Raw genomic sequence first — 23,625 nt, forward strand, 5'->3', positions numbered from 1 at the left:
GATCAGCGGCTTCAGCCGCCTTTTTCGAAGTGTCGTATATAACCAGATATAAAAAGTCAAGAGGTTTCTATTTTGGCAAAGACGCCAAAGACGAATTTGATATTGAGGCCCCCAATCGAACCGGATCCAGAGAATTGGATTTTCAGTCCGCCCGTTTTAAGGCACTATTTAATAGTTGAATACGTGAACATGCAAAGAAGATACACCGGTGAAGGTCGAACAGCCGATCTCGGGTGGCCCGGCCCGAGATTTTTACGGCAATATATTCTTTACGGCAATATATATTGACGGGCCTGTAACCGGACATACTATCAACCGGCCAATTCCCTGAGCTTACCGGTTTTTGTTTTTTCACTTGCTTTATCATCATCATTTTGTTACAAAGTGCGGTTATAAATATTTAATATTTAAATCCACTATGAAAGGGGCGATGCTGCTTGAAAGAAATTACGGTCACCGTTATTGATAATGACGTAGAAAAGGCCTTGAGAATTCTGAAGAAAAAAATTCAGAACGACGGACTCTTCAAACGTCTGAAGGTTAAAAAGCACTACGAAAAACCGTGTCAGTACAGAAGACGTAAGATGAGAGAGGCAATGAGAAGACAAAGAATTGCCGCCTCAAGATCTCGCAGAAGACGTAGCTAAGCACTGAAATCGCCCGGCATGTTAGCACTCCTGACATGCCGGGCTTTTTTTATGGATAACCGAACATGCCAAAAATTTCCTATGAGCAGTGCCTGGATAAAATCTATAAGCTGGGCCGCTTCGGTATCAAGCTGGAGCTTGATACCATCCTTAACATCCTGAGATTCCTGAACAACCCCCAGAAAAATTACAAGGTCGTCCATGTGGCCGGCACCAACGGCAAAGGCTCCACCGCCACCTATATAGCCTCCATTCTCAGGCAGGCGGGGTTCAGGACAGGCATTTACACCAGCCCCCACCTGGTCCGGTTCAACGAACGGATCACCGTTGACGGCAAAGAGATTTCCGATGATGATGTGGTCAAGGCTTATGAGGCAGTAAATGCCGTGGACATCGGCAAGCGCCGGGCCACCTTTTTTGAAATTGCCACTGCCATGGCCTTTTACCAGTTTTCAAAGGAAAAGGTGGACTGGGCTGTGATCGAAACCGGCATGGGCGGGCGGTTCGATGCCACCAATGTCATAAAGCCCCAGGTCAGTGTGATCACCAACCTTTCCATTGAGCACACCGAATACCTGGGATCCACCATCAAAGACCTGGCCCGGGAAAAGGGAGGGATCATAAAACCCAACACCCCGGTGGTCACCGCGGTATCCCAGCCGTCGGGCATTGAGATGCTGGAAACAATTGCAAAAGAGAACAAGGCCCCCCTCTTCCGGTTCAAAAAGGATTTTTCCATCCGGAAAACGCCGAACAAAAAGACCTATGCCTTTCAGGGAATTCACAATACCTATAAAGATTTGGTAAAGCCCCTGCCCGGCGACCACCAGCGGGAAAACCTATCCCTGGCCCTGGCGGCCTGCGAACTGATATTCGACCACAACAAGGGCAGGGATGAAAGATACACGGTTTCCCCGGAACTGGTCAGGGAAGGCCTGTCCAACGCCCGGTGGCCCGGCCGCCTGGAAAAAATCATGGATGAGCCCCTGGTGATTCTGGACGGCGCCCACAACCTCAAGGCGGCCCAGGTGCTGGGCAAATACCTGGCCGGCAGGCTGGGAGACAAAAAACTCACCCTGGTGGTGGGCATCCTGGATGACAAACCCCATGAAGAGATGCTGGCACACCTGGCGCCCCTGGCCCACCGGGTAATCATCACCAAGGCAAAAATAGACCGGAGCCTTGAAACCGAGGTTCTCGAAAAGGCTGTGAAAAAATTTTTTAAGGGAGAAACCACCATTATTGAAGATGTCAAAGAAGCCGTATCCCATGCAATATCAACGTCTTCCAAAGAAGATGCCGTATGCATTGCCGGGTCACTATACGTGGCCGGGGAGGCAAAAGAAAAATTTTGTCTGGATTTTATCTGATAATGTGGTATAACTTCGCCTGATTTGAGCGCCCGTAGCCCAGTGGATAAGGCGTCAGCCTCCGAAGCTGAAGATCGCTGGTTCGATTCCAGCCGGGCGCGCCATCCTTAAGACTCCCATGAATACATTCCATAAAACAGGATTACGCATCGGACTGATTTCATACCGGTCCAATCCCCATTGCGGGGGCCAGGGGGTTTACATCCGCCACCTCAGCCATGCATTGTCCGACCTGGGCCACCAGGTAGAAGTGATCGCCGGGCCGCCGGATCCCCAACTTGACATCGGCCCCATGGACAATATCAAGCTGTCCATGCTCCAGACCCTTGACCTTTACAATCCCGAAGATCTGTTCAGGACCCCCAGCCTGGATGAACTCAAAGATCCGGTCAATTTGATTGAGTGGCTGGATATTTCCGCCATGGGATATTCCGAGCCCCTGACCTTCGGCATGCGGGTGAAACGGTATATGAAGGACAGAACCCGCAGCCTGGACATCATCCATGACAACCAGACCCTGGCCTACGGCATCCTCTCTTTGGCGGGGTCAATGCCCGTCACCGCCACCATCCACCACCCCATGACCGTGGACCGGCGTTTGGCTGTGCAGAGCACCCGGTCATTTTGGAAAAAGCTCAAGGCCCTGCGGTGGTACTCCTTCATCGGGATGCAGAAACGGGTGGCCCGGAGGATGCCTGCCATTATCACGGTGTCCGACAGTTCCAAAAGAGATATTTCAAGGGAGTTTGACATCCCGGAGTCAAATTTCCGGACCATCCCCATCGGCATTGACATGGACAATTTTTACCCCCTGGACCACGTCAAAAAGATCCCGGGGCGGCTCATTGTAACCAACAGTGCAGACACTCCCCTCAAGGGACTTTACCATCTTCTCCATGCCCTGGACCGGCTGGTCAAAAAGGGACGGGAGGTCTCCCTCACCGTCATCGGCACGCCAAAAAAGGACGGGGGCATTGAAAACCTGGTTAAAAAACTGGATTTAGGACCCCACATCGACTTCACCGGCCGCATCGACCACCAGCGGTTTGTCCGGGAATATGCCAGGTCGCAAGTGGCCGTGGTCCCCTCCATGTACGAGGGATTCGGCCTGCCCGTGGGGGAGGCCATGGCCTGCCGGATTCCGGTGATTTCCACCACCGGGGGCGCCCTGCCCGAAGTGGCCGGAGACGCGGCAAAACTGGTTCCCCCCGGGGATGCCCGGGCCCTGGAAAAGGCCATCGAAGAACTCCTGGATGATGAGAAACAGCGGGAGACCCTCGCCCAGAAAGGGTATGAACGGGTGCAATCCGAATTTACCTGGGAGAAAACCGCCATAAAAACCGCAGCCGTATATCAGGAGGTGATTGATGATTACCATGGACTTTAACCGGCTGGATATCCGCCCCGGGGACCGGGTGCTGGACATCGGCTGCGGCGAAGGCCGCCACACCGTGCGCATCTGCCAGGAGAAAGGCGCTGTCTGCACCGGGGCCGACTTCGGGTTCGACAACCTGGTCACCACCCGGGGGAAGCTGGAATTCCACCAGGCCATTGAAGACCTTTCCTGCAGGGACTGGAACCTCTCCTGCATGGACATTACGGCCATGCCCTTTGATAATGAAAGCTTTGATGTGGTCCTCTGCTCGGAAGTCCTGGAGCATATCCCCAACGATGATGCCGCCATTGACGAGCTGGCCCGAATCGTAAAGCCGGGGCAAACCCTTGCCGTCAGCGTCCCCAGGGCCTGGCCCGAAAAAATCTGCTGGCAGCTCTCCGACGAGTATTTCAATGCCAACATGGGCCATGTCCGGATCTACAATAAGAATGAACTCATGGACCGGATCCGCGAGAGAGGATTTTCCTTTACCGGTGCCCATTTTGCCCACAGCATCCACAGCCCGTACTGGTGGCTTAAATGCCTGGTGGGCCCCAACCGGACCGATTCCGCCGCCGTAAACCTCTACCACCGCCTCCTGGTCTGGGACCTGATGAAAAAGCCGAAGCTCACCACCTGGGTGGACAGGCTGCTCAACCCGGTGCTGGGCAAAAGCGTGGTCATGTATTTTAAAAAACATTAAGACCGGATTTTACGCGCGGCCTGACCTGTTCAGGGGGGAAAACGGTATTATATTCTCTTCATAACCTAAATATTGAGGAGAAATATGCGCACCCTAATCATCCTGGCCGCCCTGATCCCCCTGGCCTATTCATGTGCCACCGCCCCCAAGGCAGTGAAACGCAGCGATCCTTTAATCGGAAAAATTATAAAGGGCACCACCGGGAAAGAAATATCCTACGACCATCTGCTGGACGCCCTGGCCGCCGCCGACGTTATCTATCTTTCCGAAAAACACGACAACCCCATGCACCATGCCGCCCAGCAGCGGATCATCAGCGATCTGGCCGATTCCGGCCGCTCCCCCATTCTCGGTTTTGAATTCTTCCCGGTGAAGGACACCCCCCTCCTTTTAAATCTCATGGATTCAAAAAAGGCTGGACACTCCCCGGACATTGAAAAAGCCGTGGAGACCCGGATGAGACAGAAACTGGGCTGGGAAGACCAATCCGACACCATGTGGTCCTTTTATTGGAACCTCCTGACCCTGGCCAGGGACAAGGGGCTGACCGCGGGAGGCCTGGACCTTGTGCCGTCACTGAAACGGCGCATCACCCGCAAAGGCATTCAAGGCATCACGCCCCTTGAAAAAACGCAGATATTTTCCACCGGCCTCAACGATCCGGCGTACAAAACCCATATGACCGGAATTTTCAAAAATGTCCACTGCGGCATGGACCACGGCAGAATGACTGACAGGCTATACGATACCTGGCTGGCCAGAAATGACCGCATGGCCCTGTCCATTACAGAACTCCACCGCACCAGGGCAAAAGGAACCGGCCCGGTGGTGGTGATCATGGGCAACGGGCATACTGAATACGGGCTGGGGGTCATGGACAGGGTGCGCCATTTAAGCCCGGATATTTCCCAGGTCAACCTGGCCATGACAGAGATCTCCAGGGAACCGGCAGACCTTGCCGCCTATTTGGCCCCGCTGGATTTACAAGACCACCCCCCTGCCCCGCCCGGAGACTTTCTATGGTTTACCCAGCGGGTTTCTTACGAGGATCCCTGTCTTAAATTCAGGAAAGCGCTGGAAAAAATGAGAAAAAAGAAAATGGAATAACTGCCTTTACATCGACGAAAAGAGCCCTATTCTAATGATTAGTATTCATTTTATGATTCACCATCACTATACAGGAGAAGACAGATGACCGAAAAAATATGCCCCACCTGTAAAGGAAAAAAAGTGCTTGTCGGCAATTGTGAATGCAACGCGGAATGGCGGACCAACGATCCGGAAGACGTGGCTGATGACTGTGTCTGCGAGCCGGACCAGAAATGCCCGGATTGTGCCGGCACCGGCGTTATTCAGGAATAATTTGGGCCGGATACAGGATCCGGCCTATTCCTTTTTCCGCCTCAGCACCCCGAGGGTTTTCGTCATTTCAAGTTCTTCATAGAGGCCGGACGCCCTTGCCTCTTCGTAGACCTGCCTGGGGGGCTGCCCCCCCTCCTCGGGATTGAAAAAAATATCATGGATCACAAGGTAGCCCCCGGGCATGAGACGGGGGGCCCAGGTGGTCAGATCCGTTCGGGCAGCCTCATAGGAATGGCCGCCGTCTATAAAGACCATGGCAAGCGGCGTGCACCACATCCGGCCGGCAGTGGCCGAAGAGGAAACAATGGGCACCACCGTATCTTCCAGTCCGGCCCGTTCCAGGGTCTGCCGGAAGAGCGGCAGGGTGTTCACCCCTAAAACGGCCCCATCATAAAGATCAGGGTCAAAGTATTCTTCACCGGGCTGCTGTTCTTCCGACCCGCGGTGGTGGTCAATGGAATACAGAATCCCGCTGTTTTCCCTGCAGGCCTGTCCGATGACGGCTGCGGACCGGCCGCAGTAAGAGCCGATTTCAAGCAGGGGGCCCATGGCCGATGCCTCCAGGGCGACATCATAGAGCCGCACCACCTCTTCATCGTGCATGAATCCCTTGATGGTGTTCAGAAACTGAAAATCAATTTTCGTCATAGCTTTTCACCAGTATCTCACGGCCTTTGGAGCCGATCTGCGGCCCCACAATCCCTTCATGTTCCATCATTTCAATGAGCCGGGCGGCCCGGTTGTAGCCAATGCGCAAACGACGCTGGACATAGGAGATGGAGGCCTGCCGGTCCTTGGTGACCAGTGCCACGGCCTCGTCGTACTTGGCATCGTACTCGGATTCGTCAAAGCTTTTTTCCTCGTCCTGGCCGTCTCCCATGGTAACCTCTTCATTATAGTCGGGTTTACGCTGTTCCTTTATAAACCCGGTGACCCGGCCAATTTCCTTTTCCGAGATATAGGCCCCCTGGATCCGCATGAGCTTGCCCGTGCCCGGCGGGCAGAAAAGCATATCCCCGTTGCCCAGAAGGCTTTCTGCCCCCCCCTGGTCGATGATGATCCGGCCGTCGATTTTTGAAGAGACCTGGAAGGAGATCCGGGTGGGAAAATTAGCCTTGATGGTGCCGGTGAGGACATCCGCCGAAGGGCGCTGGGTGGCGATAATAAGATGAATGCCCGCCGCCCGGGCCATCTGGGCCAGGCGGGTGAGGGCGTATTCCACATCCTTGGAGGCCACCATCATGAGATCCCCCAGTTCGTCCACGATGACCACGATATACGGCAGGGTCTCAAGGGGGACCCCGGCCGCACCCATGAGTTCATCGGGATCGGCGCCGGGCCCGGCCGCGGCCAGTTTTTCCTTTACCATCTCATTGTACTGGCCGATGTTCCGCAGCCCGGACAGCTCCAGGAGTTCATACCGCCGCTCCATCTCCTTCACCGCCCAGAACAATGCGTTGGTGGCCTTTTTCATATCCGTGACCACCGGGGTGATCAGATGGGGGATGTCGTTGTATACGGAAAGCTCGATCCGCTTGGGATCCACCATGATCAGCTTGACCTGGTCCGGGCTGGCCTTGTACAGCAGACTGATGATCATGGAGTTGAGCCCCACGGACTTGCCCGTGCCGGTAGCTCCTGCAATGAGCAGGTGGGGCATCTTATCCATCTTGGTGGCCACTGGCTGCCCCAGAAGATCCTTGCCCAGTCCCAGGGTGAGCAGGGAATCTGAGGTGACAAATTCCTTGGAAGCGACCATCTCCCTGAGGTTGACCTGTTCCCGTTCGTCATTGGGGATTTCAATGCCCACCACATCCCGGCCGGGGATGGGGGCCACAATACGGATGGAAATGGCGGAGAGGGCCAGGGCCAGGTCATCGGAAAGGCCCACGATCTTTGACAATTTTATTCCCGGCGCCGGCCGGTATTCAAAGGTGGTGATCACGGGGCCGGGCAGGATTTCCACCACCTCGCCCCGGACGTTGAAATCCTTGAGTTTCTCCTCAAGTATCTTCGCTTTTTCCTGAAGGATCTGGGTATCCACATGGCGGCGGACCTTGGCCTTTTCATCCAGGAAAGAGAGCTTGGGCAGAACGAAATCCGGCCGCTCCCGGATATCTTCAAGGGCCGGATCGGCCATATATTCCCTGTCATCCCGTTCCACCTCCACGATATTGGGGGCAAAAAGGTCGTCCACGGAAACATCGCCTCTGCCCTCCACGGGTTCAGGCACCACCACCGGGACCGTTTCTTTCTTTTTTCTCTTCCTTTTCGTTGTTTTTTCAGGCAACTCCCTGGGCTTTGCATCAAGTTCCCTGGCCTGCTCCGCCCGTTCGGCCCGCTCTATCCTTGCCGATTTCCTGGCTTCCCGCATCTTTACGCCCTGGGTCTTCATATATGCAAGGGCCTCGGCCATATCCTTTTGCATGGTCCGCATCAACGCTGCGGCCTTGTCCCGGAGCAACAGCACCACCGCTTTAACGGAAATGCCGGTGGCCAGGACGAATCCCACCACCACCACGAAAGCCAGCACAATGATGCATCCGGTGATATTGGCATATTTTAAAAGAAACCCCGTCACCGCCGTGCCCACCACGCCGCCGGCGGGCATCAGGGTGTTGGAAAACCGGTAGGCATCCCTGAACAGATAAAAGATACTACCGGTGGAAACCATGAGCATGAGGCCGCCAACCAGGGTAAGCCAGATCACCCTGGCAGATTTTCCCTTAAGATACCAGAGGCCCAGCAGGGAGAGGACCAGAGGGACCCAGAGGGAGCCGATGCCGAAAAGATAGACAAAAAGCCCGGCCGTATGGGCCCCCACCAGGCCGAACAGGTTGTGGATCTTTTTGGGGACCTCGAAGAAATGGTTGCCCACGCAGGGGTCTGCCGCGTGAAAGGAAAAAAGGCTTACCGCTGTCAGGATAATCAGAAAAAAGAGGAAAATGCCGTAGAGTTCTTTTTTCATACCTGGATGATCAGACCTCAATGATAATGGGCACAATCAGGGGACGGCGGTTGATGGCAAAGGCAAAGTACTGCTTCAGGGCGCGCTGGAGTTTTTTGCGGATCAGCTCCACCCGGGATTCCAGCCCGGCCTCGTATTCCTCAACGATTTCCAGGATCACGCACTGGGCGTCGTCCACCAGGTATCCGGTGGCCGAATCAAAGACAAACCCCTTGGAGACCAGTTCCGGCCCGTAAAGCACCACACCGGTTTCCTCGTCGATGATCATGGTGACCACCACAAGCCCCCCTTCGGACAGCTCACGGCGCTCCTTGAGCACGGACCGGCCCACATCGCCGATGCCCTTGCCGTCCACAAGGATCCGGCCGGTCTGCACCTTTCCCTCTATGCGGCCGCCCTTGTCCTCGTCAAAGGCGATGACCTGCCCGTCTTCGGCCACAATGACGTTGTGCCGTTCCAGGCCCAGTTTCTCCGCCAGGCGGGCGTGGACCACCAGATGCCGGTATTCCCCATGGATGGGGATAAAATACTCCGGCCGGGTGAGGTTGATCATCAGCTTGAGCTCTTCCTGGTGGGCATGGCCCGAGGCATGGATCTGGGCGACTTTGGAATACACCACTTCCGCCCCCCTCCGGTAGAGCTTGTTGATGATATTGGAAATGGCTTTTTCGTTGCCCGGGATGTGTTTGGAGGAAAGGATCACCGTATCCCCTTTCCGGATATTGATGTGCTTGTGCACCCCCGAGGCCATCCGGGCAAGGGCCGACATGGGCTCTCCCTGGCTGCCGGTGGTGATGATGGCCACCTCGTCGGGGGGCAGTTTATGGATCTGCTTGATGTCCACAATCATGCCCGGCGGGCAGGTGATATATCCCAGGCGCATGGCCGCATCGGTGATCTGCTCCATGGACCGGCCGTTGAAGACCACCTTGCGGTTATTGCGCCGGGCCATATCAATGACCTGCTGGATGCGGAAAACGTTGGAGGCAAACAGGGCCACGATGACCCGACCCGGGGCCGCTGCAATGAGTTTGCCCAGGTTCTTGGCCACCTCCTGTTCGGACATGGTATACCCTTCCACCTCCACATTGGTGGAATCGGACATCAGGGCCAGCACCCCCTGCTCTCCCCACCGGGCAAAGCTGGAGATATCCGTATTCTTCATCTTGTCCCCGGAGTGACTGATCCTGAAATCCCCGGTATGGACCACCACCCCTTCAGGGGTATTAATGGCCAGCCCGACGCCGTCCACCGTGGAATGGCTCACCCGGATAAATTCAATGTCAAAGGGCTCAATGGTGAGCACCTCTCCGGGGTTGACCACATTGAGGTCCACATGGGTGTTCAGGTCGAACTCCACCAGTTTGTTTCTGGCGATTTCCAGGGTAAAAGGGGTGCCGTAGACGGGCAGGCGGATTTCACGGAGCAGGTAGGGCAGCGCCCCGATATGGTCTTCATGGGCATGGGTGAGGATGATGCCCTCTATTTTTTCCCGGTTTTCCCGCAGGTAATCCATGGCCGGGATAACGATATCCACCCCCAGCATATAGTCTTCGGGAAACATGAGCCCGGCGTCGATGATAAACATGACGTCCCCGTACTCCACCACCATCATATTCAGGCCGATTTCACCCAGCCCCCCGAGCGGTATGATCTTTAACATATTTTTTATATATCCAGACCCCATATCAAATGCAGATGGCCAGTTTTTCAAAGACCGCGTCGGTCCAGTCCACCAGCCAGTCACGCTGGCCTTTGGTGGCATAGCCCATACAATCGCATTTGATATTGGTTTTAATTCTCACCAGCAACTCACAGGACAGGTAGGATTCTTCCAGCATCAGGGCAAAAACATGGGGCCCGCAGCCTTGGTGCTCGGCCTGGAGTGGTGTCAGGCACTCCGGGGCCAATTCAAGCCAATAGATACCGCCGATGGGGGCGGATTCCAGGTGGGCATCCAGATACTCTTTTAGTGCGGAATAATCCTTGAGCGTCAATCCGTCGATTACATATTGTTTCATAGGGATTCTAATTAACATAGTACCCCATGGGATGCAACATCAAGTTCACCGGCAACCAATGCAAATTTCTTGCCGATCGGGGAAGTTTAGGGGTATAACAGGAACAGATAAAAAAATCACCACACCCAACCATAACAGAGAACGACTCCCATGAGATCCCAAAACAATTTCAGGTATGTGGCACTGGCCGATGAAATCCAGGAAGGCATCCTCGCCGGCAAATTCAGACCCGGGGAAAAGCTTCCTTCACTGCGGCAGCTCCACAACCGTCTGGGCCTGAGTGTCACCACCATCCACCAGGCCTATATTGAACTGGAAAAACGGGGCCGGGTGGAAGCCAGGGAAAAATCCGGTTTCTATGTCCGTCCCCTGCACACCCTGCCCCTGCCCCGGCCCCTGAGGCATCAGGGCAGCCCCCACCCGAGCCGGGTCAGCATCAACGATTTGGCCGAGACCATCCTGTCGGACCTCAATGCCCCCGATATGCTCCAACTGGGGGCAGCGGTTGCGTCAAGGGAACTTCTGCCCCTGAAACAGCTGGCCCGGATCACCAAAACCATGACCATGGATGAACTTGAAAAGGGCATGGGCACCTATGACCCGCCGGCCGGTTCGCCTGAACTCCGCCGGGCCCTGGCCGCCCGGATGCTGGGCCAGGCATGTACCGTGGGCCCCGACGATATTATCACAACCAACGGCTGTCTGGAGGCAGTCAGCCTCTGCCTGAGGGCCGTGGCCGGTCCAGGGGACACCATCCTGGTTGAATCCCCTGTTTTTCACTGCTTTCTGCAGCTTATGGAGGATCTGAACCTCTATGTGATTGAAATGCCGGGATGTCCGGAAACCGGCATGGACCCATATGCCTTTGAGAAAATTGTCACCTCCCATAAGATAAGGGCCTGTTTGCTCAATACAAATTTCCAGAATCCCCTGGGCTCGGTGATGTCCCCTGGGGCAAAGCTAAAGGTACTGAACATTGCCCATGCCCAGGGCCTGCCCATTATTGAAGATGATATCTACGGGGACATCTATTTCGGATCAAAACGTCCTTCAACCTTCAAAAGCCTTGATACCCAGGGTATGGTACTCTATTGCTCTTCCTTTTCCAAAAACCTGGCCCCGGGTCTGAGGACCGGCTGGACGGTGCCGGGAAAATTCAGGGAAAAGGTGCTTCGCCTCAAGCTCAATTCAAAACTGGCCTGCCCCGGAATCCACCACAGGGCCGCAGCCCGGTTCCTGGACTCAGGCGCCTATGACCGCCACCTGAGACGGCTGAGAAACCAGATTAAGAACCAGGCCTCGGTCCTTTCCATTGCCCTGGCCAACCACTTTCCTGAAAATATCCGGGTAACCTTTCCCAGGGGGGGAATGGTTCTCTGGATAGAGTTGGACAGGTCCGTTGACACCATGGAAATCTACCAGCAGGCCAGACATCAGGGCATCTCCATCCTCCCCGGCCGAATCTGTTCCTCCACGGACCGCTACAGCCACTGCCTGCGGCTCAACTGCGGCGTCAAATGGGGACCTGACCTTGAAAAGGGAATTGCAATTTTGGGCAGGCTGGTCCGGGCTGCATATAAAAAAAAATCAATCGATTAAAAAAATGATTAAATCCTTGACAACTCATTTAAATACCATCATATTCAAATTAGTTACTAATGGTTTAACCATTTAAATTAGGAGGATCCCATGTTAAATAAAATTATCAGCCAAGCCCTTCCCTATTTTCCCCAGAAATTCATCTGGCAGTTTTCCAAAAACTATATTGCCGGTGAAAGCACCCAGGACGCCATTGATGCCTCAAAGGCCCTGAACCGGGAAAAAACCATGGTCACCCTGGACATTCTCGGAGAATTCATCCAGAACATGCACCAGGCCAAGGCAAACAGAGATGAATACATTGATCTCATTGACACCATCGAACAGACCGATGTCATCGGCAACTACTCCCTCAAGCCCTCCATGTTCGGCCTGCTGATAGACAAGGAAACCTGTTTTGAGTACATGCGTGACATGGTGAAGAGAGCGGCATCCTACGATAATTTTATCCGCATTGACATGGAAAACTCTCCCTGCACAGACGACACCATTGAAATTTTCAGAAAACTGAAAAAGGAATTTCCCAGGAATGTGGGCCTTGTTCTCCAGGCCTACCTGAAACGGACCCGCCAGGATATCGAAAGCATGCTGGATCTCAAATCCGATGAGGCGGAACTCAATTTCAGGCTCTGCAAAGGCATCTATGTTGAATCCCCCAGCATCGCCTATAAAGACTACCACGAAATCAACGCCCACTACCTTGAAGACCTTGAGTTTATGTTCCAAAACGGCGTCTACCCCGCCATTGCAACCCACGACAAGCCTCTGATCGAAGGCGCCCAGAAACTCATTGAAAAATATGAGGTGCCCAAGAATAAGTACGAATTCCAGATGCTCTACGGGGTCACCCCCAAACAGCGCCAGAAACTTGTGGATGCCGGCCATCCTGTCCGGGTATATGTCCCCTTCGGAGAACAATGGTTTGGTTACTCCACCCGGCGCCTCAAAGAGAATCCGGCCATGGTCAGTCATATCCTCAAAGCCATGCTGGGCCGCGGTTAACATACTTTTTTTAAAATCCGCTGGACATTAATAAAAACGGGTGGGATAATTATTGGTGATGCAAATAATTAGCTCACCCGTTTTCTTTTAGCTTTGTCAAACTTTTTCCACTCCTTCCCTTGCAAACCCGCACAAAACTGGTTATGGTTTCCTTAAGAGATAACCTTTGTCACCGGCAAAGGGGGTCTGCTTACACCAGTTACACTATTATATGAAAGGAGTTGCCATGAGAGACAGAGCAGTCAGACGGCACGAAGAATTCAAAGTCAGACGCAGATTGAACAGACAATATAATAGTTGCATTGAAAATCTCTCCAGCGATGTGCGGAACGGGATTGAAGGGAATGCAGAGAAGCTTAAAAGGGTGTGCGCCACCCTCAACGCCGAAAGGCATGACCGGAAACTGGGTAAAAAAACCATCCAGGAACTCAGGCACGATATCACCATGAGAGAACAACTGCAGTAACAGCCCCTTGACAACCAAACCACCGCCCCCGGACAATCACCTTGTCCGGGGGCTTTTTTATTTCAGACGATTCACTTTCAGGGCCAGTTCCATGCGGTCCCTGCAGCCGGTTTTCCGGAAGATATTGGTCAGATGGGCCTTAACGGTTCTCAGTGAAACATACATGGCCTCGGCAATTTCCTGGTTGGAGAGCCCCTTGGCAACAAGGCCGGCCACCTCCTTTTCCCGCTTGGAAACCTGGTCCCAGAATCTGCTGCCCTCCCCCCCGGCCGTGTTTCCGGCAGGCAGCGCCATGTTTTGGATAAACTGGTTTAAGATGGAAGGAATCAGCCACATCTGTCCCGACGCCACCACCGAAAGGGCCTGGCGGAAATTTTCCCCCTGCATGTATTTATTGCCGTATCCCCTGATCCCGTACCGGAGCAGCCGGGCGGCCTCCTCATACTCAGGTACATTGGACAGGGCCAGACAGGGGCAGGAAAAAGCAGGGGCGCTGCCCTGGAATCCGGCATCGGGGCTAAACCCTGTTTCCAGATCCAGGATCATCATCTCGCTTCCCTTTGCCATGTAGGGCATAGCCGCCTTATCAGCTACGGCTTTGATCTTACGCTCCCCCAGAATTGCCTGCAATCTTTCAACAAACCCCTTGTCGCCTGTAAACACCAGCATGGCCGCCTATTTTTCCCTGAATGCGTTGTATTTGGCGCGGAGAATCGGTTTCATGATATATTGCAGCACCGTCTTCTTTCCGGTCACAATATCCGCCTGGACCGTCATCCCCACAATAATTTCTTTTTTATTGTCCTCTGTACCCAGATAATTTTTGTCGGTCTTGATATTCACCAGGTAGAATTCCTCCTGGTGGGCCGGGTCCAGAATGGTGTCCGCACTGATGTGGACCACCTTCCCTTCAAGGCTGCCGTAAATGGCAAAATCATAGGCCGTGATTTTAAGCACGGCTTTCTGGCCCGGATAGAGAAAGGCGATATCAGAAGGCCGCACCTTGGCTTCCACCAGAAGCTTGTCATCGGTGGGAACGATTTCAAGGATATCCATCCCCGGGGTCACCACACCGCCCTGGGTATTGATGAGCAATTGCTTGACCGTACCGTTGACCGGGGAACGCACATGGGTCCGCCTCACCCGGTCTTCCAGGGCCACCCGCCCCCGCTGGAGCCGTTCGATCTCGGCCACGGTGCGGCTCAGCTCCGCCTGGGCGTTGAGGGCGAATTCCGCCTTGAGGTCCCGGATCTGTTCCTCAACTTCGGCAATCTCGGCCTTGGATGAAGATACGGCATTGGTCTCTGCCAGAAGTTCACGCTGGTTGTCCACAACCTTCTGTTTCACCTGGAGGAATTCGAGTTCCGACACCAGATTTTTTTTAAACAGGGGTTCGGTCAGTTCCATCTCCCTCTGGATCATCTTTTGGCTCAGTTTCAACTGTTTTATGCTCTGTTTGGCCTTAGACAGGCTGATCTTCTTCTGGCGGAGCCGCTGGGCCAGAACATTTTCCTCTGCCCTTATTTTCTTTTGGTTGGCCAGGTAGAGTTTCTTTTCCTCAATGACGATTTCCGGGTATTCGGCGGCCATTGCCTTATCCACCTTGAAAGGCCGGCCCGAGGCCTCGGCGTTCAGCCGGGCACTGGCCGCTTTCAGTCCTATAATCCGGATATTATTCTCCTCAAAGGAGCTGCCCGCACCGGTATCGTCAATGACCACCAGCACCTGTCCTTTTTTTACCCTGTCCCCCTCATTGACCCGGATCTCCTTGACGATGCCCCCTTCAAGGTTCTGGATGACCTGAATTTTGTAGGAGGGAATCACCCTGCCGAATCCCCGGGTCATCTCGTCGATCTGGGCAAAATTGGCCCATACAATGCAGGCCGTCACAAAACCGGCAATAATATACAGCAACAGGGTCATTTTGACCGGGCTTTTTTCCAGCACCGCCCCGTTGAGGCTGTTCATGAATTCGATATCCCGGGAAGAGTACCTTGGTTTTCTCATTTTTTCGGCCCTCCCCCCAATTGCCGGAGTACCTCTTCCTTGGGGCCGTCCATGACCACCCGTCCCCCCTCCATGACGATGAGCCGGTCCACAATGGCCACCATTGATGGTTTATGGGTGATGACGATGGCGGTGCGTCCCCGGCTGGCCTGGGCAAGATTCTTCACAATCCGGGTTTCGGTGGCGTAATCCATGGCATTGGTGGGCTCGTCCAGTAAAACAATGGGGGCGGCATGGATAAAGGCCCGGGAAATGCCGATGCACTGGCGCTGTCCCCCTGAAAGCCTTCCTCCCCGTTCCCCCACCTGCATGTCCAGCCCTTTGGGATGGGTATCGGAAAAGGAATTCACCAGGCCGATGGCTGCCGCCCGGATCACATCCGCATCACCGGCATGGGGCGCCTTAAACACAATATTCTCCCTTGCCGTGCCCGAAAACAGGGTCACATCCTGGGGCACATATGAAAAATTATGGCGCAGGTCTGCAGGATCAATCTGCTTGATATCAATGCCGTCCACGGAAATGCTGCCCGACGCCGGTTCATAAAAATTCAGCAATAACCTTCCCAAAGTGGATTTGCCCGATCCCACCGGACCGATGATCCCCACCCGCTCCCCGGAACGGATCCGGATATTCACATCCGCCAGGGCCGGCCGGGTTTCATCCGGGTAGGAGAACCCCACCCCCTTGAACTCAATGTCCCCCTTGAATACGGGGCGCCGGACAAACAGCTTGTGTTCGGGCCGTTCAACATCCAGCTGCATCAGTTCGGTGAGGTATCTCAGGGAAGCGGCCATCTGCTGGAAGGTGGAGACCAGAGAGACCACCTGGGACATGGGGGCGATGCTCCGGCCGGAAAGGATATTTACGGCAATGAGCCCGCCCATGCTCAATTCCCCTTTTTTAATGAGAAAGACCCCCAGGACCACCACGGCCACCGATGAAATCTGTGACAAAAAGGCCACAATGGTGGTCAGAGAGGTGGACATCACCCTGGACTTAATACTGCGCTGGGCAATATCCCCGGTGCTTTCCTCCCAGAACCACTGGACCGAACTGGCCGCATTAAAGGCCTTTATGGTCTCCAGATTGGACAAAGACTCCACCAGGATTCCGTTTCGCCGGGCCACCGCCCCCTGGGTGGTTTCGATCACCTTTTTCAGGGGTCCCCGCATGACAATGCTGTAAATGAGGCTTAGGAGAATGGCCGTCAGCGGTGCCAGAACCATCAGGGGGTGGATGGTATATATCACCAGAAGAAAAAGGGCGGCAAAGGGCAGTTCAATGAAGGCGGTGACCACGGATGAAGACAGAAAGGAGCGAATGGTATCGAAATCTTTAATATTGTTGGCAAATGCCCCCACAGAATTGGGTTTATCCTTTACTTTCATATTCATGCACTGCTCAAAAAGCACCGAAGAAAGGATAACATCGCTCTTTTTGGCGGCCACTTCCAGAAAATAGGTCCGCAGGAATTTGAGTATGATATCAAACAGGTAGACCACAAGGATACCGGCGGCAAGCATCCAAAGGGTATCCACCGCATTGTGGGGGATCACCCGGTCATAGACGCTCATGGTGAACATGGGGCCGGCAATCACAAAAATATTGATAAATAGGCTGGCCACCAGCACATTGATATAAATCGCCTTGAAGCGAAGCAGGGTGGAAAAAAACCACCGCTTTTTATCCCGCTCCCCGGCGGAGAATTCCTCAACCCGTTTGCCCAGATAATCTTTCTTCAAAAAAAAGGCAAATCCAATGTATTCCTTCTCAAGGGTGGATATCTCCACGGCAGTGGGGGTCTCGTCCACATCCGGACAGATGATCTCTGCGGTACCGCTGCCATGGTCCATGGCCGTCAGTATACAGGCCTTTTCATCCTTTAAAAGAAGAATGGCCGGCAGGACCACCGCTGGGATCTGCACAAGTTTCCGTTTGAACAGGCCGGACTGGAATCCGGCGTTCTTGGCGGCCCTGGAAAAATTTGCCTTTGAGTTGCCGATGGAAAAAAGGCGTTTTTTGTCATCCCTGGGGTCAAATGGGAGGCCGCTGACCAGGGCCTCGGGGCTGACCGGCTGGTTCTCAATCTTGGTCAGGGTGGCCAGGCAGGCCAGCAGAGGGTCCATATCCGTCATTTTCTCTGTCATCTTATCCGGCATCCTGCTCCAGTGCCTGAATCCCGCCCACATGATCTCCCTGGAAATACCGGATGCCTGCGGCCTTAAGGTCTTCAAGCTGATCTAAGGTTTCTATTCTGGTACCGATGAGCCGGATATCCAGGCTTTCGGCCATGGTCTGCAGCATGCCCAGCGCAATTTTAGACCGGGAGGGGTCCCGGGCATCGTACAGGCATGCGGCATCGGATTTGATATAGGCCGGGGTGAGCTGCTGGAGCATGGCCAGGGACTCATCTCCTATGGTAAAATTATCAATGCCAAGCTTAAACCCCATGCCCCTAAGCAGGCCGGCATAATCCAGGCAGATCTCCGGATACCTGACCAGGGCGCTTTCTGAAATCTCAAAAAAGAGCCGGTCCGCCAGGTGCTTATGGCCGGATAAAAATTGCCTGGCCCAGATCAATGCACTTCTTTTCCCAATGAAATCCGTACTGATATTAATGCTGTATACCGTACCATCGCCGGCGCTCTCTTCAAGCAGGCCGGCCATCCGGCCGATGACATGCCGGTCAATCTCCTGCGCCAGACCCAGTTCCGTTGCCGTGGGCATAAAAAAGCCAGCCCGTTTCAAAGCGCCCAGTTCATCGGTTATGGCAATAAATATCTCTTTGTGAAAAACCGGGCCCTCCCCGGTGCGGACCGGCTGGCATAGGAAGACAAACCGGTCCAGGTCCAGGGTGTTCCGGATCAACGCTTTCCATTCCTGGCGGCCCATGAGGCAGTCCCGTTCCTCCCGGAAATGGAAAGGACGGGTACGGGAAGAATTCTTTGCCTGGGTGGCGGCATAATCCAGCTTGGAAAAAATCCTTGATGCCCCCTCTTCATAATGGTAGGCCGCCAGCCCCGCCGATATCCTGATGTGATCCGACAGGGCCGTGTCCGCCCCGATTTTTTCCCAGATTCCGGCCAGGGCATTCACCACAATCTCCATGGCCTCATTTCCGCCGATACCGGGCAGAATAAGCCCCAACTCCGTATGGTTGAGCCGGGTGACCACCTGCCCGTCAATATGGGCCGCAGTCGTCTCAATCACCTCTGCCGCCTCTTTTATAAATGCTTCGCTGATTTCATAGCCGGCCGTCCCCTTCAGTTCCACCAGGCCGTCCAGGCCGACCAGGGCGGCCTCCCCCCGGGAAACCGCCTCCTGGGAACTCATATAGGCCTCAATCCGGTTCACAAAATAGGTTTTGTTATACAACCCGGTCACCCGGTCACGGAACCTGAGCCGCTTGGCCTCCTTTATGGTTTCCAGGGAACGGTCGTAATTATTCTGAACCGTCCCCACCATCTTATTCATCTGCAGTGCCACCTTCTTAAACTCCGTGGTAAACGGCACATGGGGATTGATGATAAACCGGTTTTCCTCGATGGCTTCGGCCTGGGCCCGGATAAGGTCCAGCGACCGTAGCAGCAGTTTGAGCATAATGCCGCTGACCACAAGGCATCCGCCCCAGATCAGGCAGAACGAAAGACCAAGATCCTTAAATATGTCCCACATCCGGATGACGGCCTCACCGGTATGGGCCTGGACCTGCAGGCTGCCCACAATATTCCACCCGTTTGAAACCACGGCTTCGGCGACGGGGGACTGGAGGTTAAGAAACCGGATAAAGGACCCGGGTACGCCTTCAATGGACAATTGCGTTTCGGTTTTATAGATAACCTGGTTATCCGCATCCATGAGCACGATCTTCCTGAAATGCCCCCCGTCGAACATGGCATTGATCGTGGTTTCCATCAGATACACATCATCGCTGACATCGCCCAGGGAAAGGGAGAGGGAATTGACCGAATTCTTGGCACGCTGATAGAGGTCATTTTCCACAAAATTCCTGGATGCATTGAAATGAATACCGAAAACAATAATCAGGACCAGGAAAAGCAGGGCCGTAATAAACATCATGATCTGCTTGAATAAACTCATATCTTCATCCCTTGTGTATTTCAAGATCAATGGATCTCAGCCGCTTCAGGCTTTTCACCCTTGACGGGTCAACCCGTTTCCCCAGCCCCTTCTGCTTTTGGAGAAACAGGTCCCGGCCGGTGAAGCTGTAAACGGGAACCAGGTCTTTTCTCTGGGTGGCCGGCAGAATCCGTTTATCGTAATTATCCAAAACCAGGGGAACCGCTCTGCGGTCCGTATAATACGACACCACCATATGGGCGGCCCGGGCAAATCCCCTGGCGCGGACATAGGTCATGAACAGTTTTTCCTGGGGAACCCCCAGCTGAATCAGGGTCAGGTATTTGGCCACGGCGTAATCTTCGCAGTCTCCCATGCCCTTGCCCAGGAACTCCAGCCGTGAGGCCCAAAAATCGGTTTTCCCCCATGCCTTGATATCGCTCCTGTATGGCACCTGGTTGAAAAACCGGTTTACCGCATCCAGCTTTTCCCGTTCCGAATTGTCCTGCCGGGTATTCATTAATTTCAGCAGGGCATTGAGGCGTTTTACCGCTCTTGGTCCATAGGTTTTCTCATACCGGTCCAATCGCTCCGGCTTAACGTAAAACAGGGAATCTGTTCCCCAGAGTATTCCGGAGAACAGACAGAGTACGGCAACGGCAAAACCAATCCGGGTCTTTCTCATCTCCCTGCCCTCAATTTAAGACCTTTAAGACTACCTGGCCGCATACATATATGCAACATCTATTTTTTGGGGGACCGTATTTTGGAAAGGAGGCCATGGACAAGCCGGGAACCGCTTTTGAGGCGGTTCCCGGCGTATACAGCGGCATTTAATTCTGGATATAGGGTTTAAGTTCCTTGGGTATGTCATAACCGGATTCGGAAGGGTCGATCTTGCTGCAGCCAAAGGCTTCGAGGCCCGCGCCTTCTGCAGTATTATCGCACTGGTCTCCGCAGTCGTCCACGGCGTCTCCGTCCTGGTCCGTCACGACCCCATCGATTCCCATTTCGCCGGCCAGCTCGCCGCAGGAACGGATATCAAACCCAGGCTCATTTGTAAGGCCGACCGCTTCGGAAAGATCGGAATTGAATTCGCCGAGCAGGGTGCCGATGGCCTGAACCGTCCTGTAGTATGCCAAAAGATAGGCATAATCAGATTCAATGAGAGAGGACTGGGCCCTGTAAAACTCGATTTCCATATCCAGGATTTCGAGAAGGTCCCGTTTGCCGGCATGGAACTCTTCAATGAACTCGTCAAGGGTTTTCCGGCTCAGGCGGACATGCTCAGTGAGAAAATCTTTCTTATTCTTTTCAGCCACCTGGATGTTCCAGGCCAGACGGACCATTTCATTGACATTTCTGCGCTCGTCATAGGCCTTTTGGTATTCCTTGAGCATCCGCCTGTAATTTTTCTCAATCTCTCCGTATCTTGCCCCGCCGTCGTAAAGCTCATATTTCAGCTGAAGCGCGGCGCCGAAATCCTTGGTTTCCCCCCGTTCCCCTCCGGTATCCTGCCGGATATTGGAACTGAGATAGAGATCCAGCCTGGGCCATAATGCAGACTTTGCCCTTTCCCTGGAAAATTTGCGCACAATGATATTGTACCGTGCCACCCCAAGGGCGGGATGATTGCCAAAGGCGGTGTCAACAGCCTCCTGGACGTTTTCCGGCAGGGCATAATTGGTCTCGGGCATGATGAACTGCTCCGGGGTGAGCACCCGGCCGTAAAGGCGGTGGAACTTGGTCAATGCCTGGTTAAGGTCCTGCTGCCGGGAAATATAATTGCCCCGGGAAAGGGCCAGGCGGGACTCGGAATTGGTCAGGTCCGACGCCCTGCCAAACCCGGAATCCGACCGCTCCTTGATTTGTTTAAGAATTCTGGCCTGGGTCAACACATTTTTCTCGGCAATGGCCACCTGGTCCCTGGCGTTAAGCACGTTGACATAGGCCTCTGCCACACCGAGAAACACCGTATTTGCTGTATTCAAAACATTGTAGGCCGCGGATTTGATCCGGGCTTCGGTTTCGTCGATATAAGACTGGGTGCCGAACCCTTCGAACAGGTTCTGGCGGATATAGGCGGTGGCGGAATTCTCCCACAGCTTGTCCGACTCAAAACCAGTGGGCACGCCGTTGGTATATTTAGGGCCGGTATACGCCTCAACCCCCAGGGTCGGCCGGTATCCCTTTCTGGCGATTTTCCGTTCCGCCACAATGCTCTGGTAATCTTCCAGGGCCTCCTTGATCTGGGGGTTTGTCCCTGCGGCGGTTTTCAGGGCCTGGTCAAGGCTCAACGCCTCCATGGCCTGGCTCCCGGTTACCACACCAAAAACCAATGTCAAAAAGATCAAAACAACCTTTACTAACCTCGTCCGATGCGTCATCATACCCTTCCTTTCATTCATGGATACCCGCGGCTGTCTCCTCGAAATTATTCCGCCCGGGAAAGTCAAAACAGAATCCGATACTACGTAAATGACAAAGATGATCAATACACTAAAATGACGGTATTGTTGTAGATTACAGGCTTATTTTATCCCCTGTGGATTGTCAAGTCTAAACTAATCGGGTTTAAGAAAAAAATGCCACACCCCAAAAAACAGACTCTTTTTTTATGGATTTGCCCCGGAAAAGGCCGGAACGGCCAAGGGCGCATTATCTGGTTTTTCTTGGGGTTACCCCTTTTTTAGGACAGTCGGTGCCGAGGATGCAGACATCGCAATGGGGCCCCACCGGGCGGCAGGTGCCCTGGCCGAAAGCGACCAGTATGCCGTTGACCGTTCGCCAGTGTTGACGCGGCAGTTTCTTCCGCAAGGCCATTTCGGTTTCCAGGGGCGTTCTGGTCTTTACGTATCCCCAGATATTCATGATCCGGTGGACATGGGTATCCACGCAAATGGCATCTTTGTCAAAGGCCACAGCCCGGACCAGGTTAGCGGTTTTTCGCCCCACCCCGGGAAGGGTGATCAAATCCGCGATTTCATCAGGGACATTTCCGCCGAATGCCGCCAGGGCTTTGGGGAGCTTTGCCAGATACCCGGCCTTGGACTTGTAGAACCCCACCGGGAAAATTAATTTCTGGATACGGGCCTCGGTCAGGCGGGAAAGGGATTCGGCGTCGGGAGCCGCCCGAAAGAGCCGTTCAGATGCCTTTGCCGTTACATCGTCCTTGGTCCGGGCAGAAAGGATGGTGGCCACCAGGACCTTGAAGGGAGACCGGGTCTGAACGGCGATGAGATCAACCACGGGCACGGTATAACCGGCCACCTCTACCTTAAGGATCTCTAAAAACCTGGAAATATCAACAGCCATGATCAGGCAAAGAGCGTGGTGGCCAGGTAATAGATGAGGGGCAGAAAAATGGCCGGCAGCATATTGCCCACGGCGATCTTTTTCTCCCGAAGCATATTCAGACCGATGGCCAGGATGAGCAGGCCGCCGGTGGCGGACATCTGGCTGACCACCGAAGGAATCAGAAAGGGCTTCATGATGCCGGCGGCCAGGGTAATGGCCCCCTGGTAAACCAGCACGGCCAGGGCGGACAGCCCCACCCCCACCCCAAGGGATGCGGTGAGGATGATGGAGGTAATCCCGTCCAGAAAGGACTTGGCAAAAAGGGTGCTGTGGTTGCCGGTCAGACCGCTCTCAAGGGACCCCACAATGGCCATGGAGCCCACGCAGAAAAGCAGGGATGCGGTGACAAATGCGGCAGACAGTGAGGCCTCTCCGGAACTGGGTTTGGAGAACTTGCGTTCCAGGAAATCTCCCAGCCGCTTGAGATGGGCTTCTATACCGATGAATTCCCCGATCAGGGCACCGGCGGCCAGGCTGATGATGATAACGAGCAGGTCGGGGCAGCCCAGGGCACTTTTGATGCCGATGAGCATAACGGAAAGGGCCACGGCCTGCATAACGGTGAGATTATACCGTTCGGGGATGCCGTTGCGAAACAGCATCCCCACGGCGGTCCCGGCCAGGATGGCCAGGCAGTTTACAAAGGTTCCCAGCATGATGAGATT

General features: G+C 54.1%; 21 protein-coding genes and 1 tRNA gene. 10 read left to right on the forward strand and 12 right to left on the reverse strand.

All coding sequences use genetic code 11. The features are described from left to right. The first annotated feature begins 437 nt into the window (after positions 1-437). The 7 genes from rpsU (at position 438) to HUN04_05675 (ending at position 5,457) form a co-directional block, all read left to right on the forward strand. A complete protein-coding gene (gene rpsU, locus HUN04_05645; GenBank protein WDP89241.1) occupies positions 438-647 on the forward strand; it encodes a 30S ribosomal protein S21 in 210 nt (69 codons plus the stop codon). Between the two features lie 65 nt (positions 648-712). After that, the gene (locus HUN04_05650) at positions 713-2,017 is read left to right on the forward strand and encodes a bifunctional folylpolyglutamate synthase/dihydrofolate synthase (GenBank protein WDP89242.1); all 1,305 of its coding nucleotides are present in this window, start codon (positions 713-715) and stop codon (positions 2,015-2,017) included. A 28-nt stretch (positions 2,018-2,045) separates the two neighbouring features. Then, positions 2,046-2,121, forward strand: a tRNA-Arg gene (locus HUN04_05655). A gap of 14 nt (positions 2,122-2,135) precedes the next feature. Further along, positions 2,136-3,404, forward strand: coding sequence for a glycosyltransferase family 4 protein (locus HUN04_05660; GenBank protein WDP89243.1), 1,269 nt, complete (start codon positions 2,136-2,138; stop codon positions 3,402-3,404). Next, positions 3,385-4,095 (forward strand): methyltransferase domain-containing protein, encoded by a 711-nt coding sequence (locus HUN04_05665; protein WDP89244.1) that lies wholly within the window; start codon positions 3,385-3,387, stop codon positions 4,093-4,095. Before HUN04_05660 ends, HUN04_05665 begins: the two co-directional genes overlap by 20 nt. Before the next feature lie 84 nt (positions 4,096-4,179). Beyond that, a complete protein-coding gene (locus tag HUN04_05670) occupies positions 4,180-5,202 on the forward strand; it encodes a ChaN family lipoprotein (GenBank protein WDP89245.1) in 1,023 nt (340 codons plus the stop codon). Positions 5,203-5,286: 84 nt separating this feature from the next. Then, entirely contained in the window at positions 5,287-5,457 is a 171-nt protein-coding gene (locus HUN04_05675; GenBank protein WDP89246.1) for an ankyrin, read from the forward strand. 24 nt (positions 5,458-5,481) lie between these two features. Here the strand turns inward: HUN04_05675 and HUN04_05680 are convergent, their stop codons facing one another. The 4 genes from HUN04_05680 to HUN04_05695 are packed head-to-tail and all read right to left on the reverse strand — an operon-like array spanning position 5,482 to position 10,446. After that, positions 5,482-6,105 (reverse strand): class I SAM-dependent methyltransferase, encoded by a 624-nt coding sequence (locus HUN04_05680; GenBank protein ID WDP89247.1) that lies wholly within the window; start codon positions 6,103-6,105, stop codon positions 5,482-5,484. Then, positions 6,092-8,425 (reverse strand): DNA translocase FtsK 4TM domain-containing protein, encoded by a 2,334-nt coding sequence (locus tag HUN04_05685; GenBank protein ID WDP89248.1) that lies wholly within the window; start codon positions 8,423-8,425, stop codon positions 6,092-6,094. Before HUN04_05685 ends, HUN04_05680 begins: the two co-directional genes overlap by 14 nt. A 10-nt stretch (positions 8,426-8,435) precedes the next feature. Beyond that, positions 8,436-10,088 (reverse strand): ribonuclease J, encoded by a 1,653-nt coding sequence (locus HUN04_05690; protein WDP89249.1) that lies wholly within the window; start codon positions 10,086-10,088, stop codon positions 8,436-8,438. Positions 10,089-10,113: 25 nt separating this feature from the next. Next, the gene (locus HUN04_05695; protein ID WDP89250.1) at positions 10,114-10,446 is read right to left on the reverse strand and encodes a hypothetical protein; all 333 of its coding nucleotides are present in this window, start codon (positions 10,444-10,446) and stop codon (positions 10,114-10,116) included. Between the two features lie 150 nt (positions 10,447-10,596). On the opposite strand from HUN04_05695, the gene HUN04_05700 reads away from it, so the two are divergent. The 3 genes from HUN04_05700 to HUN04_05710 all read left to right on the forward strand — a co-directional run bounded on the left by HUN04_05700 (position 10,597) and on the right by HUN04_05710 (position 13,513). Continuing rightward, complete coding sequence (locus HUN04_05700; GenBank protein WDP89251.1) at positions 10,597-12,045, forward strand: PLP-dependent aminotransferase family protein; 1,449 nt, start codon at positions 10,597-10,599, stop codon at positions 12,043-12,045. A gap of 90 nt (positions 12,046-12,135) precedes the next feature. Then, positions 12,136-13,047, forward strand: coding sequence for a proline dehydrogenase family protein (locus HUN04_05705; protein WDP89252.1), 912 nt, complete (start codon positions 12,136-12,138; stop codon positions 13,045-13,047). 226 nt (positions 13,048-13,273) lie between these two features. After that, a complete protein-coding gene (locus tag HUN04_05710) occupies positions 13,274-13,513 on the forward strand; it encodes a hypothetical protein (GenBank protein WDP89253.1) in 240 nt (79 codons plus the stop codon). A 57-nt stretch (positions 13,514-13,570) separates the two neighbouring features. Here HUN04_05710 and HUN04_05715 read toward each other — a convergent pair whose 3' ends face one another. From HUN04_05715 to HUN04_05750, 8 genes are all read right to left on the reverse strand, one after another. After that, complete coding sequence (locus HUN04_05715) at positions 13,571-14,182, reverse strand: response regulator transcription factor (GenBank protein ID WDP89254.1); 612 nt, start codon at positions 14,180-14,182, stop codon at positions 13,571-13,573. A gap of 6 nt (positions 14,183-14,188) precedes the next feature. After that, on the reverse strand, positions 14,189-15,520 hold the full coding sequence (locus HUN04_05720; GenBank protein WDP89255.1) for an HlyD family type I secretion periplasmic adaptor subunit: 1,332 nt from the start codon (positions 15,518-15,520) through the stop codon (positions 14,189-14,191). Beyond that, positions 15,517-17,670 carry a type I secretion system permease/ATPase gene (locus tag HUN04_05725; protein ID WDP89256.1) on the reverse strand — a complete coding sequence of 718 codons (2,154 nt, stop codon included), beginning with the start codon at positions 17,668-17,670 and terminating at the stop codon, positions 15,517-15,519. Before HUN04_05725 ends, HUN04_05720 begins: the two co-directional genes overlap by 4 nt. A gap of 1 nt (position 17,671) precedes the next feature. Further along, positions 17,672-19,624 carry an EAL domain-containing protein gene (locus HUN04_05730; GenBank protein ID WDP89257.1) on the reverse strand — a complete coding sequence of 651 codons (1,953 nt, stop codon included), beginning with the start codon at positions 19,622-19,624 and terminating at the stop codon, positions 17,672-17,674. 4 nt (positions 19,625-19,628) lie between these two features. After that, complete coding sequence (locus tag HUN04_05735) at positions 19,629-20,288, reverse strand: transglutaminase-like cysteine peptidase (protein ID WDP89258.1); 660 nt, start codon at positions 20,286-20,288, stop codon at positions 19,629-19,631. Between the two features lie 148 nt (positions 20,289-20,436). Then, positions 20,437-21,909 (reverse strand): TolC family outer membrane protein, encoded by a 1,473-nt coding sequence (locus HUN04_05740; protein ID WDP89259.1) that lies wholly within the window; start codon positions 21,907-21,909, stop codon positions 20,437-20,439. A 352-nt stretch (positions 21,910-22,261) separates the two neighbouring features. Beyond that, positions 22,262-22,918, reverse strand: a complete 657-nt coding sequence (locus HUN04_05745) for an endonuclease III (GenBank protein ID WDP89260.1) — start codon at positions 22,916-22,918, stop codon at positions 22,262-22,264. Between the two features lie 2 nt (positions 22,919-22,920). Further along, a complete protein-coding gene (locus tag HUN04_05750) occupies positions 22,921-23,616 on the reverse strand; it encodes a DUF554 domain-containing protein (protein WDP89261.1) in 696 nt (231 codons plus the stop codon). Positions 23,617-23,625 lie beyond the last annotated feature (9 nt).

Origin of the sequence: Desulfobacter sp. (assembly GCA_028768525.1) — a bacterium.
Taxonomy (GTDB): domain Bacteria; phylum Desulfobacterota; class Desulfobacteria; order Desulfobacterales; family Desulfobacteraceae; genus Desulfobacter.

Bases quoted from the DNA above. Each gene is read 5' to 3' on its own strand.
- HUN04_05735 (WDP89258.1), bottom strand. From the start codon at position 20,288: ATGAGAAAGACCCGGATTGGTTTTGCCGTTGCCGTACTCTGTCTGTTC.
- HUN04_05720 (WDP89255.1), bottom strand. From the start codon at position 15,520: ATGAGAAAACCAAGGTACTCTTCCCGGGATATCGAATTCATGAACAGC.
- HUN04_05705 (WDP89252.1), top strand. From the start codon at position 12,136: ATGTTAAATAAAATTATCAGCCAAGCCCTTCCCTATTTTCCCCAGAAA.
- HUN04_05670 (WDP89245.1), top strand. From the start codon at position 4,180: ATGCGCACCCTAATCATCCTGGCCGCCCTGATCCCCCTGGCCTATTCA.
- HUN04_05660 (WDP89243.1), top strand. From the start codon at position 2,136: ATGAATACATTCCATAAAACAGGATTACGCATCGGACTGATTTCATAC.
- HUN04_05725 (WDP89256.1), bottom strand. From the start codon at position 17,670: ATGACAGAGAAAATGACGGATATGGACCCTCTGCTGGCCTGCCTGGCC.
- HUN04_05675 (WDP89246.1), top strand. From the start codon at position 5,287: ATGACCGAAAAAATATGCCCCACCTGTAAAGGAAAAAAAGTGCTTGTC.
- HUN04_05665 (WDP89244.1), top strand. From the start codon at position 3,385: ATGATTACCATGGACTTTAACCGGCTGGATATCCGCCCCGGGGACCGG.
- HUN04_05750 (WDP89261.1), bottom strand. From the start codon at position 23,616: ATGCTGGGAACCTTTGTAAACTGCCTGGCCATCCTGGCCGGGACCGCC.
- HUN04_05740 (WDP89259.1), bottom strand. From the start codon at position 21,909: ATGGAGGCGTTGAGCCTTGACCAGGCCCTGAAAACCGCCGCAGGGACA.
- HUN04_05700 (WDP89251.1), top strand. From the start codon at position 10,597: ATGAGATCCCAAAACAATTTCAGGTATGTGGCACTGGCCGATGAAATC.
- HUN04_05650 (WDP89242.1), top strand. From the start codon at position 713: ATGCCAAAAATTTCCTATGAGCAGTGCCTGGATAAAATCTATAAGCTG.
- HUN04_05745 (WDP89260.1), bottom strand. From the start codon at position 22,918: ATGGCTGTTGATATTTCCAGGTTTTTAGAGATCCTTAAGGTAGAGGTG.
- HUN04_05715 (WDP89254.1), bottom strand. From the start codon at position 14,182: ATGCTGGTGTTTACAGGCGACAAGGGGTTTGTTGAAAGATTGCAGGCA.
- HUN04_05690 (WDP89249.1), bottom strand. From the start codon at position 10,088: ATGTTAAAGATCATACCGCTCGGGGGGCTGGGTGAAATCGGCCTGAAT.
- HUN04_05730 (WDP89257.1), bottom strand. From the start codon at position 19,624: ATGAGTTTATTCAAGCAGATCATGATGTTTATTACGGCCCTGCTTTTC.
- HUN04_05680 (WDP89247.1), bottom strand. From the start codon at position 6,105: ATGACGAAAATTGATTTTCAGTTTCTGAACACCATCAAGGGATTCATG.
- HUN04_05695 (WDP89250.1), bottom strand. From the start codon at position 10,446: ATGAAACAATATGTAATCGACGGATTGACGCTCAAGGATTATTCCGCA.
- HUN04_05685 (WDP89248.1), bottom strand. From the start codon at position 8,425: ATGAAAAAAGAACTCTACGGCATTTTCCTCTTTTTTCTGATTATCCTG.
- HUN04_05710 (WDP89253.1), top strand. From the start codon at position 13,274: ATGAGAGACAGAGCAGTCAGACGGCACGAAGAATTCAAAGTCAGACGC.